Genomic DNA, 13,743 nt, shown 5'->3' on the forward strand with positions numbered 1-13,743 from the left:
CCATCGGAATCTCGATACGCCCGGGCCGGAGATAGCGAGCAGTTGCTACACCCGGCTCGGGCGCTTCTATTTGCCCCATCCACGCGTTCTTTCCTACCGTCGATCGAACCCGGTAGCGGCGACGCGCCGACGGTGCCGGGCCGGAGTTGCGCGAACCGGAATGGGTTGGGATTGGCGCTCTCGCGTGAGCGATAGGATTGGTGCGTGTCGAATCGCTTACAGATGAGGACGAGATTCCCCGCGGTAATGGTAGTTTCTCGTAAGGTAGGGGGTTTGAAGGAGGAGCTATGAAAGTCTTTGTCCAGGTTCCTTGTCTGAACGAGGAGCACACCCTTCCGTTGGTGCTCGAATCGATCCCGAAAGAGATCCCGGGCGTTGACTCGATTGAGATTCTCGTTGTTGACGATGGGTCGACCGACCGTACCGTCGAGGTTGCCAAGTCCTACGGCGTGACACACTTCGTGCGTCACGCTCGCAATATGGGTCTTGCCCGCTCCTTCCGCGACGGGGTTGACTACGCGCTGTCGCATGGCGCCGATATTGTCGTGAACACGGATGGCGACAACCAGTATCCACAGCAGCGAATCCCGGACCTGGTTGCCCCGATCGTGGCGGGCCGCGCCGACATCGTGATCGCCGACCGTCAAACCTCAAAGATTGCGCACTTCTCGAAGTTTAAGAAGCTCATGCAAAACGTCGGTTCGAAGGTCGTAAACGTTGCCGCGGGCACGAGACTGCCCGACGCGGCATCGGGCTTCCGTGCCTACTCCCGTTCTGCCCTGTACCGCCTGAATGTCGTCACCCAGTTCTCGTACTGCATGGAAACGATTATTCAGGCGGGCAATAAGAGGCTGCGGATCGAGTCGGTTCCGGTCACGACGAACCCGAAAACCCGCGAATCGCGCCTGTTTAAGAACATTTGGCAGCACATGTTCAAGTCGGGCCTTGCGATCGTCCGTTCTTTCCTCATGTTCAAGCCCTACGTCATCCTCGGATGGCTCGGCGGGCTCATGATGGTGGCTGGTCTTGTCCCGTTCATCCGGTTCTTTATCTTCTGGCTCCAAGGTGACGGCGCCGGCCACATTCAGTCCCTGATTCTTGGTTCCTCGATGCTGGTCGGCGGGCTCCTCTGCCTTGCCCTCCTTGTGATCGCCGATCTGCTACGAACAAACAGGGTTCTCCTCGAAGATCAGCTGGAGCGAATAAAGGCCGTTCAGTACGGTTTGGATCCGGTAACCGAGGATCCGCGGATTGAGGCCCCCGATGGTCTTCTCGAGCAGGAAGCAGATGAAACCCGGTGACTGAACGGCGCACGAGAGTCCTCCTCCTCGCATCGACCTTCCCTGCCGAGCCGGGTGACGGCACGCCGGAATTCGTCGGCGACCTAGCCGTGGAACTGGCGAAAACCATGGACGTGAGGATTCTTGTCCCGTCCGTGCCGGACGCTCCGACGCGCTCGACATATCGCGGCGTCGACATTTACCGCTTCCGGTTTTTCCCGCGCCGCTGGGAAGACCTTGCCGACGGTGCGATCCTGGAGAACATTAGGGGCCGCAGGATCCGCGCACTCCAAATCGTTCCCTTCTTCGTTTCCGAAATCTATAACGTGGCCCGCCACATCCGCTCCTTCAAACCGGATGTCATTCATGCCTTCTGGATCATCCCTCAGGGATTGTCCGCCTTTGTCGTGAACCGGAAAATCCCGGTCCTCCTGACCACCCTCGGCGGTGATCTCTACGCCCTCGTCGACACTCCGCTACGCGGCCTAATCACGCGGATCGTGAAGCATGCGAAGCACACGACCGTCATGAATGCTCAGATGAAGGGGGAAGTGGAGAGGCTCGGAATTGATCCCTTCGCGGTGTCCGTTGAGCCGATGGGTGCCGACCTGTCCGGAATTGTTCCCCACGACGTTAGAGAAACCGATACCGTTGAGATTCTTTTCGTGGGCCGCCTCGTCGAAAAGAAGGGCCTGCGCCACCTCATCGCCGCCCTCAAAGATGTTGAAACCAATTATCGTCTGACCGTGATCGGGCATGGCCCCCTCGAAGAGGAACTCAGGCAACTGGCGGATGGCATGCCCGTCTCGTTCGTTGGCGAGAAACCAAAGACTGAACTGCGTGCCTGCTATTCGTCTGCCGACATGATCATCCTCCCGTCCGTCCGGGCCGCCTCCGGCGACCAGGATGGTCTTCCCGTTGTTCTCCTGGAATCCCTTGCCTCCGGCCTACCAACCATTGCCTCCGACCTTCCCGGAATTGACACCGTCGTCTCCCACCGGAAAACCGGACTCCTCGTCACCCCCGGCGACGAAGCGGCGCTCACCCGCGCCATCGATGAGCTTGCAGCCGATACGGAATTGCGTCGCACCCTTTCCGAAGCGGGCAAGGACCGCGCTGCCAACCGCTCCGTCGTTGCCGTCGGAGAGCGTTATGCGCCGTTGCTCAAAAAGATCGCGGGTATGCGATGAGAATCGGAATTGTTGGGGCCAACGGCTTCATCGGAAGTGCCCTCACCCCAGCCGTACAGAAGGCGGGCCACAGCGCCGTATCCTTCACGCGCGCCAACCCGATCTCGGGCGGTGACCGTTATCGCCCGGTCAGCGCCGGCGCCGACCAGAACAGGGTTGCCGGTGAAGACGCTGCTCGAGCAGGCGCCGGGGACCTCGACGCCGTCGTGTGGGCGGCCACGTCATCGACTCCCGCCACGATCGCAGCTGATCCCGGCACGGGGGAAACTGAGCTCAAAGAGTTCGAAGAAGCCTGCGCGGCCCTGGCTCGCGGCGGCGACACCCGGTTTATTCTCCTCTCGTCGGGAGGAACCGTTTACGGCCATGGTCACCCGCCCCACCGCGAAGACGATGCGCTGTCGCCAACGAACGATTATGGAAAATTCAAGGTTCGGATGGAAGAGGTTTGTCGGAGCATCTTCCCGGACTCGACAATCCTGCGGATCTCGAATGTTTACGGCCCCGGCCAGCGCGCCAGAGGAGGCCAGGGCGTTCTCGGCCACTGGATGAAGGCGCTCCGCAACGGCGGAACTCCCGTGATCTACGGGGATCCAACGGTCGCTCGCGACTACATCTACATCGCTGATTGCGCGTGCGCTATTGTGGCGGCAACTGAGACTCCGTCCGCGTCCGGCCAGACCATCAATATTGGCTCCGGAGAGCCCACCTCGCTGGAGGCACTTGCCGGAGTTCTTGCGGGCGTCACCGGCATTGATACTGCCCCTCAGATTCTTGAGGGACGGCCCTACGACAACAGGTCGACGTGGCTCGCCACGACCCGTGCCCGGGACCTGCTTGGCTGGTCCGCAACAACACCCCTCACCGAGGGTGTGCGAGCCATGTGGGAATGGAGGGATGAACGATGAAGATCCTTGGCTTTGGTACCTACAACACGTCCGTCCATCCACGCGCCGGCATCCTCCTCGAAGGACTCAAAGACGCAGGCCATACGGTCCGGGAAATTAACGAGCCCTCAACGGTCAGCACCGAATCGCGCGTTGAAGCACTGTCCTCCCCGAAGGCGGCGGCAGGCTTCTTCGGGAACCTAGCGAAGAACTGGAGCAGGCTCATAAAGGCCAGTGCGCAATACCGCGGGGAATACAGTCCTGACGTGGTCGTGGTCGGCTACCTCGGACACTTCGATGTTGTGCTTGCCCGGATCCTGTTCCGGAAGGCAACGATCGTCCTCGACCACCTCATCTACGCGGCCGACACGGCAGCGGACAGGGGAGCGCGCGGACGAGCACTCGCTTCCGTCCTATCGATCCTTGACAGGCTTGCCATTGGCGCTGCCACCGTCGTCGTCTACGACACCCCGGCACACGCGCAGCTTGCGCCGCAGTCCATGAGGCACAAGGGCGTTGTCGTTCCCGTCGGTGCACCGGATGCATGGTTCGAGGCACGCCGGCAGGACCCCGACAACGGGATTGTTTTCTTCGGGCTGTACACGCCCCTGCAGGGCGCCCCGGTCATTGCTCACGCACTCGCCCTGCTCAACAAGTCAGGGGATCTGCCAAAAACCACCATGATCGGCACGGGCCAGGACTACGACGAGGTCCGCACCATCGTTGGGGATGCACCGGTTACCTGGATTGACTGGGTCGAATCCGGTGATCTGCCCGACATCGTTGCGAACCATTCCATTGCCCTCGGCATCTTTGGAACCACCGAGAAAGCCCAGCGGGTTGTTCCCAACAAGGTGTACCAGTCGATGGCGGCGGGATGTGCGGTGATAACCTCCAGGACCGATCCCCAGCAAAAGCTCCTCGGGGACGGTGCAACCTACGTGGCACCGGGCGACCCGCAAGCGCTTGCGGATGCCATCAGAACCCTCCTGGGCGACCGAGAACTGCGCGAGGACATGCGTTCCCGGGCCGCGAAGGTCTCCGACTCTGCGTTCTCCCATGCGGCCGTTGTTGGTCCGCTCGTGGAGCGGCTCTCGTGAGGGCCGTCCTCGACGCCCTCCGGTCGCCTGCCTTCCGCGCGGTCTTCATGCTTGCCGCCATAGTGGCAGCGATCTGGGCCGTGATCGGCAACTGGGATGAAGTCTCGGCCGCGCTGTCGCGCCTCGACTGGTGGATCGTTGTCCTCTCGCTTGTCGTCTCCATCATCTTCGTCATCCTCACGATGCTGGCGTGGCGAGTAATTCTGAATGATGCTGGGGAGCCCGTGGGAAAGGGACCTGCCCGCAGGATCTTTTACGTCTCCCAGGTCGCTAAGTACCTGCCCGGCGGCGTCTGGAACTTTGTTGCGGCGGCCGAGATGGGAGCGGACTACAACATTTCCCGCAGGCGTTCCGTCACCGTTCTACTGATGTCGATGGCGGTCAGTGTTGTGACGGGCCTTGCCCTTGCAGCTATCGCGATCGTCTTTGGCCCTTCGGGCACGAGCGCCTACTGGTGGGTGCTGCTGGTCCTCCCGGTTCTTGCGATCATTCTATACCCACCGGTCCTTAATCGCCTTATCGATAAGGGCCTGGCCCTGATCAAACGGGACCGTCTTGAGCGTCCCTTCACCGGGAAAGCCATTACCGTTGCAGCGCTGTTCTCCACGGCCAGCTGGATCATTGCTGGCCTCCAGGTCTTCCTGATCCTCACCGGGCTCGGTAACGAGGCCCGGATCGACACCTACATCCTGACCGTCGGCGGCTACGCTCTCGCCTGGGTCGTGGGCTTCCTCGTCTTCTTCATTCCCGCCGGCGTTGGCGTTCGCGAACTTGCCCTCGGCGCGACCCTGGCGGGCCTCGTCCCCGGGGGCGATGTCGTTGTCGTCGTTCTTCTCAGCCGCATCCTCTTCACCGTGGCCGACCTGCTTCTGGGCCTGGGAGCATCGTTCCAGATGAGACGTGACGCAAGGAGCATCACGTGACCCGCAGTAGCTTTGTCCGTTCCAGCGCTCTTCTCACGCTTCTCGTCGTCATTGTTCAAACGGTGTGGGCCCTGACCATCCCCGCCTTTCGAGGACCGGACGAACCGCATCACGTGAACTCCATCCTCCGCATCGCCAGCGGCGGTGGATGGCCGGAACCGGGCGACGCGATGCTTGACCCGAAGATCATTGAGGCCGGACAGCAATCCGGCATGATCGTCCCGGACGGTGAAGACTTCACCCGGCAAAACCGCACCCAGCTTCATTTCTCGGGTGCCAGCCAGGCCAACTTTGTTGACATGGAAGTGGCTGATCGCGAGGACAGAATCGTCCTGTTCCCCGTCGAGGCCGCCTCACCGGAGTCTGCCGAAATCGATCAGATGACGCAGCATCCACCCGTGTACTACGCGGGCGGTGCCCTCATTGTTCAAGCTTTCGATCTGGAAGATGCTCCGTGGGATCGTCTCGTTCAGGTGCTCCGCCTGTACGGGATCTTTCTGACGATCCCGCTTGTTCCGTCGATTATCTACACGGCGAGACGGCTCGGGGCCAGCCGACCTTGGGCTCTTGCCGCAGGCTTCCTGCCACTTGCTGTTCCCCAGCTTCTGGCAACCTCCGCTTCCGTCACGAATGACACTCTCGCAATCGGACTGGGAGCACTGACCGTCGCAGCTCTTGCGAAGGCGGGCACGGAAAGAATCTCCTGGAAGACCGTGTTTCTTGTCGGGGGCTCGCTTGGTGCGGCTCTTTGGACGAAGGGACTGCTCCTAGCGCTCGGGCTTCCCCTAATCCTCGTCTTCATGCTCGCGAAGAACGAGCCTTTGAAGAAAAGGATCATCGCCACGCTTGCCTCCGGCACCCTGGCGCTCGCCATTGGTTGGTGGTGGGTTTTGAACATCTTCCGCTACGGCGTAATCCAACCGGCGGGCTTCCACCGGGATCCACCGGTGGGGTGGAGTGCTGATTCTGCCGACTTTGGTAACTTCTTTTCCACGGCCTACCGGACGTTCACAAACTCGTTCTTCTCGTCGTTCGGCTGGCTCGAATCTGACTTCCCGGCAATCATCGGCCAGGGCCTCATCATTCTCCTGATCGTCCTCGTCGTGCTCAGCGTTGTTCGTGCTGGTAACACCCGCCAGACCTACGTCATTCTGCTCAGCCCGTTCGTCGGACTGCTTCTTCTTCTCTACGTCCAAGCCTGGTCGAACTACCTGTCAACAGCGGCCGTGGCAGGAGTCCAGGGCAGGTATCTCTATCCCTGCTTTGCCGTGCTCGGCGGCATTTTTCTCGCAATTCGCAGGTACGGCACCCGCGGCTACCGGATCCTCGTCGGGGCCACTCTGACCATCGGGGCCTTCGGCTACCTGTGGATGCTCCGAAGCGCCTACCCGGGCGGCGCATGGGCGAACATGGAACGCTTTGCAGAGGTTGTCGGCCTGCCCCAGGTCGCCGTTTGGCTGATCGTCCTTGTCTATGTCCTCGTGATCGCAGCCATTGCCATGGTTGGCTTCCGCTGGGCAGAGCTGGCACCTGCCGAAGGGCACCAGGTGACATCGCTGAAGCGTAACGACTGGCTGGGCCGCTGGCAGGTTGCACGCTCACGTAGCCGCGAAGCCCGCCATGAGCATGCTGGTGACGATACGTCGCGACGCGGGAGAGCAGTCCGCAAGCGCGGCAACGCGTTGCCAAGTCCCAAGTCTTCGATGCCGCGCGGATCTTCTGCCGAGTAGGCACTTGCCGTACTTGAGTCGTTGCCCGCGAGCGCTATTCGTACGGTTAGCATCAGGACAGGAAGGGAGTAGGACATGACGAAACGCGTGTTCATGGGGGCGACCCTGCTTCTGACGGGACTTGTCATGGTGTTCCAGGTTGCCTGGGCGCTGTCCCTTCCTGGTTTCCGCGGCCCGGACGAGCCGCACCACGTGAACTCGATCCTGCGGTTAGCGAGCGGTGGGGGATGGCCGGTGCCGGGTGAGGCGATGCTTGATCCTGCCGTTGTGCAGGCGGGACGGGAATCCGGCATTATCGTTGAGCAGGCGGATAGGTTCGTCGGTATGTCTCGCACCCGCCTGGAGAACAGCGGTGTTGAGCAGCGTAGCGAGCCCCCGTTGTATACGTTCTTTGCGGAGCGGGAAGTTGTCCCGGAAGGCGAACGGTCTGCGATTGGCCCGGTGGAGATGGCCGATCCGGAGGCCGTTGAGATTGACCAGATGAGCCAGCACCCGCCGGTTTACTACGCGGGTGGGGCTGCCCTGGTTTCTGTCTTTGATTTGGAGGAGCAGCCGTGGGACAGGATGCTCACCGTGCTCCGCCTCTACGGAATACTCCTCACTGCGCCCGTTGTTCCCGCTCTTGTCTACACGGCACGCAGGCTGGGCGTGCGACGCACATGGGCGCTGGCCGCGGGCTTCCTGCCTTTCGCTATACCCCAGTACTTTGCGATTACGGGGGGCGTGACGAATGATTCGATGGCAATTGGTACGGGGGCTCTCGTTGTTGCCGCGCTAGCCAAGGCGGGTACGGAACCGATTTCTCGGAAGACCGTTCTTCTCGCGGGCGGTTCTTTGGGGCTGGCCCTCTGGAGCAAGGGGCTTCTCTTGGCGCTTGGTCTGGCACTGGTCCTTGTCTTCATGCTCAAGCGAGACGAGTCGTGGAGGCGCCGGATCGTTGCTACCGGCACGTCGGGCGTTCTCGCTCTTGCCATCGGCTGGTGGTGGATTCTCAACGTTGTGCGGTACGGCGTTATCCAGCCCTCTGGTTTCCACCGCGCGCCAGGCGCGGAATGGGATCCGGCCCTTGCCGAACCCGCGGGATTCCTATCATCCGCACTCCGTAGCATTGCCACGTCGTTCTTCTCGTCGTTTGGTTGGCTCGAGGCGAAGTTCCCGAGCGACCTCACTTTCCTGCTTTCGGGCGCCCTCATTGTTGCAGTGATCTGGGGCGTGATCGCCGCAGGCAAGCATCGCCGCACGGCGGTTGCTATTCTCTCTCCCGTCGGCGGACTCGTCCTCGTTCTCTTGGCCGAGTCCTGGTCCACCTACGTTGAGACGGGAATGATCGCGGGTGTTCAGGGCAGGTACCTATTCCCGATGATCGCCGCCCTTTCAGTCATCATTCTCGGGTTGCAAAGCAGACGAGGAATCACCCTCGTTATCTTTGCCGCGATTACCGTCACCGTCGGTGCCTACGGCTACGTCTACTTCCTCGAAAGTCTCTACCCCGGTGAGGACACGAGGATTGATCTTGAGCGCTTCTCCGAAGTTACCGGTATCAGCTCCAGGACCACCACGGTCCTCATGACCGGCGTGGTTATCGTCCTTGTTGCCGCACTTGTCCTTGCAGCTATCGTTGCCCGAATCGAATCACGCCTTGACCTATCGAAAGACGAGGCAAAGGTTCGTCCGCTTCTCGGCGAGCGGCTCTTCCGCCCCCGCAGGGAAACCACCCCGGGATCTGACGAAGCAGATTCGAACCCGCCGGTGGGTGTCGGTGATGAAGCCTCCGAAGCCCAGGAAGGGCCGGCTCTGAACGGTGACGCCAAGCCACGCCACGCAGCCACGGGCGACGCCGTCCAGGACTCCTCTGTTGAAGGCCGCTAAACCGGCTCTTCACAGCTGAGCGAGCCATTGAGGGCTAAGCAACCTGCCGATACGACTGTGGGGAGCAGCTGGTGCTCCCCACGGGACCTGATTGGTCCGCGCTAGTACTGGGCGACAGCACCGCGGTGCTAGATCACTGAACCGCGATGCTTATTGACAGAACCGCGATGGGTACTTGGATCTATTTGCTGCGCGTCGACCTATAGTCTGATGCTGCTACTTTTGTCCGCGGACGAAGCCTTCAGCGAGAGCCAGGGTGGGAAGAAGCCCCTGTTCCTTGGACGTATTCAGTCCGGGAGCATTGCGGTCCTTCCCAGAAATGATCTGGGTGATGGGATTGCCGTTGCGGTCCTCCGTGGGCCACTCGATCCCGATCGTGCGGCACAGGGGATTGATGCCGTGTTCGCGCGTCGGCGAGTACGTGGTGGAGCACAGGTAGGTGGCAACGGAGTTGTCATCCAGGGCCATGAATGCGTGGCCGAGGCCCTCGGAAATGAAGACGGCACGACGGTCAATATCGTCAAGAACGACAGCGTCCCACTGACCAAATGTTGGGGAGTCGGTACGAATATCGACGACGACATCGAGGATCGCACCCTGGGTGCAGAAGACGTACTTGGCCTGTGACGGTGGAATGTCGGCGTAGTGGATGCCGCGGATCGTGCCGACCTTCGAGATTGACGTATTGACCTGAGCAATCTCGAGGGACCTGCCGATTGCCTCATGGAAGGCTGGCTGTTGGAAAGCTTCGAGGAAAACTCCCCGCTCGTCAGGGAATTGCTGGGGAGTGATGCGCCAAGCGCCGCTGATCGAAAGTGGCTGGATGTCCAAGGGGGCCTCCCAAATTCGGTTCAATTGTTGGATCCCACACTAGCACCTGGCATGAATATTGGGCCGGGCGCGCTAGGCTAAGACCACTGTCACCGAACGAAGGGACTGCCGATGAGGTGGATGGTTGTCGGCGCAAAGGGCATGCTCGGAACCGACCTGGTTACGCGGCTCGTTGCGGAAGGCCACGATGTTATGGCCGTGGACCGAACCGAAGTCGATATCACGAACGAAGCATCCGTCGAGCACGCGATCGACAAAGTCGACGTTGTTGTCAACGTTGCCGCATTCACGGCCGTTGATTCCGCCGAAGAAAACGAGGCGGAAGCTTTCCTCGCCAACGCCGTAGGCCCTCAACACCTCGCGCGCCGCTGCAAGAAAATCGGTGCCCGGCTTGTACATATCTCCACCGACTATGTTTTCGATGGCTCGAACTCGTCCCCGTACCTGGAAAGCGGTGCCGCCAACCCGGCGGGAGCCTACGGACGGACGAAGGCCGCGGGTGAATGGGCGGTGCGCGCAGGTACCGATGACTACATTATTGTCCGCACAGCATGGCTCTACGGTGCTCACGGCACGTGCTTCCCGAAGACCATGGCCGAGCTTTCAAACAAGAACTCGACCCTGTCTGTCGTTACCGACGAAGTTGGTCAACCGACATGGACCGCTGACCTCGCAGACCTGATCCTCCGCCTCGTGCTCGCCGAGGTGCCTTCCGGCACCTACCATGGCACTTCCTCAGGGCGAACCAATTGGCACAGCTTTGCTCAGGCCATCATGACCTCCCTCGGTAAGGACCCGGACATCGTTAAGGAAACTACGGCCGCAGCATTCCAGCGTCCCGCCCCGCGCCCGTCCTTCTCAGTTCTTGGCCACAACCAGCTCGTCGCCGTCGGCGTCGACCCGATCGGTAACTGGCTCGAACGCTGGAACGAAGCCGCCCCGGCCGTCCTTGCAGAGTTCAAGGACTAGAGCGGACGCAACCCAGGTGCTGCACTCCTCGTTCGGAAGACTCTCATCGATCTACCCTAAGAACCGGGATTGAATAGCAATCAAGCTTTCAACGAGACTAGCTTTCATCTAAACAAGCTTTTAACTAGACAAGGTTTCATCTAAATGTCGGTCGGTCACGCACTAAGCGAGACCGACCGACATTTGTATGAGGCTTGAGGGGGCCGTCACCTTTGTTCATACGGCACCGGCGTTAGCCACAACGTGGTTGGCGTGGTGGCTCTTACTTACCTCGCTCGACGAGGTTGAGGAGGTACTGGCCGTAGCCCGACTTCACGAGAGGCTCCGCGCGTTCGACGAGCTCCTCATCGGTGAGGAATCCCATGCGCCACGCGACCTCTTGTGGCACGCCGATCTTCAGGCCCTGGCGTGCCTCGACAGTACGCACAAAGCTTGTCGCATCAGCAAGAGAATCGAACGTGCCGGTATCGAGCCAGGCCGTGCCGCGGGGGAGGACCTCCACTGACAGCTTGCCTTCACGCAGGTAGTGAGCGTTGACGTCCGTGATCTCGTACTCGCCCCGAGCCGAAGGCTTTAAGTCACGAGCAATCGCAACGACGTCATTGTCATAGAAGTACAGGCCAGGAACCGCATAGTTTGACTTCGGCTTTGTTGGCTTCTCCTCAATCGACAGGGCCTTGAACTCGCGATCGAACTCTACCACGCCGTAACGTTCGGGATCGTTGACGTGATAGGCGAAGACCGCACCACCATCGGGATCAATGTGGCGGCGTAGCTTTGCTCCCATACCTGGGCCGTAGAAGATGTTGTCACCCAAGACCAGTGCCGCTGCCTCATCGCCAACAAAGTCGGCTCCCAGAACGAAAGCCTGAGCCAGTCCATTGGGAACTTCCTGGACGGTGTAGGAGAGGTTCGCTCCCATGTGGCTACCGTCGCCAAGCAGACGGTGGAAAGACTCCGCGTCATGCGGCGTCGTGATGATGAGAATGTCTTTGATCCCAGCCAGCATGAGAGTCGACAGGGGGTAGTAGATCATTGGCTTGTCATAGACCGGAACAAGCTGCTTGGACACACCCAGGGTGATGGGGTGCAGGCGTGTGCCGGAACCACCGGCAAGAATAATGCCACGCATAGCTGAACCTTCCGGTAGGGGGATGTGCTTCGCCCATTATTGCCTGAAACCCGTGGGAGCGCACGAGTAGTAGCCGGTAACGGGTACTCGAATCAGGGAGGATTCAGGAACTGTTCGTCAACGTCCCAGGCTGAGCAGACATGCATTGCCTTCAAGTCGGGAGGAGGATACTGCGTGACCTTCGCGACCGATCATGTTGGTGCCAAGGGGCGAATAATGCTGGCACTAAGCGACCGATCCGGGCCCGAACGACCAAAGCTGTCGGATCCAATCCGCCTATGTTCCCAAACTTCTAATCGACCTGCGCTCTCAGGGACGGCATGTTCTTAGGGACGAAGCGTTCTCTCAGACTCGAGGTAGGCGAACGGCTCCCTCGACCTGCTCTGCCTTTTCTGCCGAGTCCGCGTCGGCAACGACAAGGGTCCAGTCCTTTTGAAGGGCGGAAAGGAACGTCGAGAGGAGTTCCTGGGGCGTTGGATCGACGAGAAGGAGGCGGCCGCTTCCCTCCGGCAGATCGACCTGAAAGTCTGCCGCGTTGGAGTCCGCACCAAGAGTTTCGTCGAGGAGAATGTCTGGCTGGGAAAGAACTTCACCGTTGCCGTCGGTTACCCCTGCTGGAAGATCACCGGGGTAGGACAGATCGAGGGCCCCGAGGGAAACGGCAATGACTTCGTCGGCGTCCCCGGAGGGATCGGTGGTGACCAGTGTTTCCCCGTCTTCGAAGCCAACGGTGGCGCCGGCCAGAAGCCCGCCGAGGCCCCAGGTGATGAGACGCCAGTGACTTGGCAGGTCCAGTTCTAGATTGCTACCAGCATCGATCATGAGATCGTCAGCAAGGAAGTTAGCTGCCTTAGCGACGTGGTTGGCGACAACTTTGCCGGAGAGCTCGAGGCGGGGAGCCCCGGCCGAGCTCCCATAAAGCGTGAGCACCGGTAGAGCGCCCCGGCTGAGCAGGGCGCGATACACGTCAATTGCAGTCACAGTCCAAGAGCCTTTCGTCCGGCCGCTACGCAGGCTTTAGAGGCGCCTGCAACAAAGGAAGAACCATCCCAGATAGGAGTTGATAGTTCTGTCCCATTGTGGCCTTCGTAGATCCCGCCGGCCTGCTGGATAATGTGGATTCCCGCCGCCACATCCCACGAGTGAACTCCCGTCGAGAACGAGGCAACGGCCCTGCCGTCTGCCACGTAGCAAAGGTCGAGAGCCGTGGAGCCCGGGCGGCGCATCGACCGGAACGAACGTCCCGCTTCCCGCCATCTCACCAGCGCGGAATCATCAGCAGTGTTGATCTTTGGGTATTCCGTGGCGCACAGACCATCCGAAGGAACAGCGTCCCGCTGGACGGAGAGCCTGCGAGTCTCGTAACCGGGCTCATCCAGGTATGCGCCCGTGTCGTCAGCCGACCAAATCCGGTTGACGATGGGCTGGCAGACCCCGGATGCCACAAACTCTCCATCGCGGGCTGCCGAGATTGAGATGCACCAGTAATCCCATCCGCCAGCAAAGTTGGAGGTGCCGTCGATCGGGTCGACGATCCAGATCAGATCGTTTGGGGAGGGCTCCCCAGCGTCACCCGTGCGGTTGGACCATCCGGTCTCTTCACCGAGAACCACCGACTCGGGGAACCGCTCAAAGATTGCTTCCCGGATCGCTACCTCGGTGGCGCGGTCGTGCACGGTCACGACATCGTGAAAATCTGTCTTCGTGTCGATCGCCCCAGCATCCCTGTTCGCGGCCCTCAGACCTGGGGAAAGGGTGGTGCAGAGATCGATAATGAACTGGCGAATTTCGGACGGTGTCGTATCAAGCACATATCCATGCTGACACGCCGGGGA

At 60.6% G+C, this 13,743-nt stretch carries 12 protein-coding genes; 8 read left to right on the forward strand and 4 right to left on the reverse strand.

What is annotated here, in order from left to right; genetic code table 11:
• The first annotated feature begins 287 nt into the window (after positions 1-287).
• The 7 genes from ACTHUY_RS01520 to ACTHUY_RS01550 all read left to right on the forward strand — a co-directional run bounded on the left by ACTHUY_RS01520 (position 288) and on the right by ACTHUY_RS01550 (position 8,976).
• Positions 288-1,301, forward strand: coding sequence for a glycosyltransferase family 2 protein (locus ACTHUY_RS01520; protein ID WP_126702795.1), 1,014 nt, complete (start codon positions 288-290; stop codon positions 1,299-1,301).
• Positions 1,298-2,470, forward strand: coding sequence for a glycosyltransferase (locus ACTHUY_RS01525; protein WP_441677381.1), 1,173 nt, complete (start codon positions 1,298-1,300; stop codon positions 2,468-2,470). The genes ACTHUY_RS01520 and ACTHUY_RS01525 overlap by 4 nt, the downstream gene beginning before the upstream one ends.
• A complete protein-coding gene (locus ACTHUY_RS01530) occupies positions 2,467-3,375 on the forward strand; it encodes an NAD-dependent epimerase/dehydratase family protein (protein ID WP_441677383.1) in 909 nt (302 codons plus the stop codon). Before ACTHUY_RS01525 ends, ACTHUY_RS01530 begins: the two co-directional genes overlap by 4 nt.
• Entirely contained in the window at positions 3,372-4,454 is a 1,083-nt protein-coding gene (locus tag ACTHUY_RS01535; protein WP_441674854.1) for a glycosyltransferase family 4 protein, read from the forward strand. The genes ACTHUY_RS01530 and ACTHUY_RS01535 overlap by 4 nt, the downstream gene beginning before the upstream one ends.
• The gene (locus ACTHUY_RS01540) at positions 4,451-5,377 is read left to right on the forward strand and encodes a lysylphosphatidylglycerol synthase domain-containing protein (RefSeq protein WP_441674853.1); all 927 of its coding nucleotides are present in this window, start codon (positions 4,451-4,453) and stop codon (positions 5,375-5,377) included. Before ACTHUY_RS01535 ends, ACTHUY_RS01540 begins: the two co-directional genes overlap by 4 nt.
• Positions 5,374-7,107, forward strand: a complete 1,734-nt coding sequence (locus ACTHUY_RS01545) for a DUF2142 domain-containing protein (protein WP_441674852.1) — start codon at positions 5,374-5,376, stop codon at positions 7,105-7,107. The genes ACTHUY_RS01540 and ACTHUY_RS01545 overlap by 4 nt, the downstream gene beginning before the upstream one ends.
• Before the next feature lie 75 nt (positions 7,108-7,182).
• Positions 7,183-8,976: a DUF2142 domain-containing protein gene (locus tag ACTHUY_RS01550; protein WP_441677385.1), complete on the forward strand. Its 1,794-nt coding sequence runs from the start codon at positions 7,183-7,185 to the stop codon at positions 8,974-8,976.
• A 216-nt stretch (positions 8,977-9,192) separates the two neighbouring features.
• Here ACTHUY_RS01550 and ACTHUY_RS01555 read toward each other — a convergent pair whose 3' ends face one another.
• Positions 9,193-9,807: a dTDP-4-dehydrorhamnose 3,5-epimerase family protein gene (locus ACTHUY_RS01555; RefSeq protein WP_441654569.1), complete on the reverse strand. Its 615-nt coding sequence runs from the start codon at positions 9,805-9,807 to the stop codon at positions 9,193-9,195.
• Positions 9,808-9,918: 111 nt separating this feature from the next.
• On the opposite strand from ACTHUY_RS01555, the gene rfbD reads away from it, so the two are divergent.
• Complete coding sequence (rfbD, locus tag ACTHUY_RS01560; RefSeq protein ID WP_441674850.1) at positions 9,919-10,776, forward strand: dTDP-4-dehydrorhamnose reductase; 858 nt, start codon at positions 9,919-9,921, stop codon at positions 10,774-10,776.
• 262 nt (positions 10,777-11,038) lie between these two features.
• Here the strand turns inward: rfbD and rfbA are convergent, their stop codons facing one another.
• The 3 genes from rfbA to ACTHUY_RS01575 form a co-directional block, all read right to left on the reverse strand.
• Positions 11,039-11,908: a glucose-1-phosphate thymidylyltransferase RfbA gene (gene rfbA, locus ACTHUY_RS01565; protein ID WP_441677387.1), complete on the reverse strand. Its 870-nt coding sequence runs from the start codon at positions 11,906-11,908 to the stop codon at positions 11,039-11,041.
• A 345-nt stretch (positions 11,909-12,253) separates the two neighbouring features.
• Positions 12,254-12,889: a TIGR03089 family protein gene (locus ACTHUY_RS01570; RefSeq protein WP_441674848.1), complete on the reverse strand. Its 636-nt coding sequence runs from the start codon at positions 12,887-12,889 to the stop codon at positions 12,254-12,256.
• A complete protein-coding gene (locus tag ACTHUY_RS01575) occupies positions 12,886-13,719 on the reverse strand; it encodes an inositol monophosphatase family protein (RefSeq protein WP_441677389.1) in 834 nt (277 codons plus the stop codon). The genes ACTHUY_RS01570 and ACTHUY_RS01575 overlap by 4 nt, the downstream gene beginning before the upstream one ends.
• Positions 13,720-13,743: the final 24 nt, after the last annotated feature.

Source organism: Flaviflexus sp. (genome assembly GCF_052087705.1).
Classification (GTDB): domain Bacteria; phylum Actinomycetota; class Actinomycetes; order Actinomycetales; family Actinomycetaceae; genus Flaviflexus; species Flaviflexus ciconiae.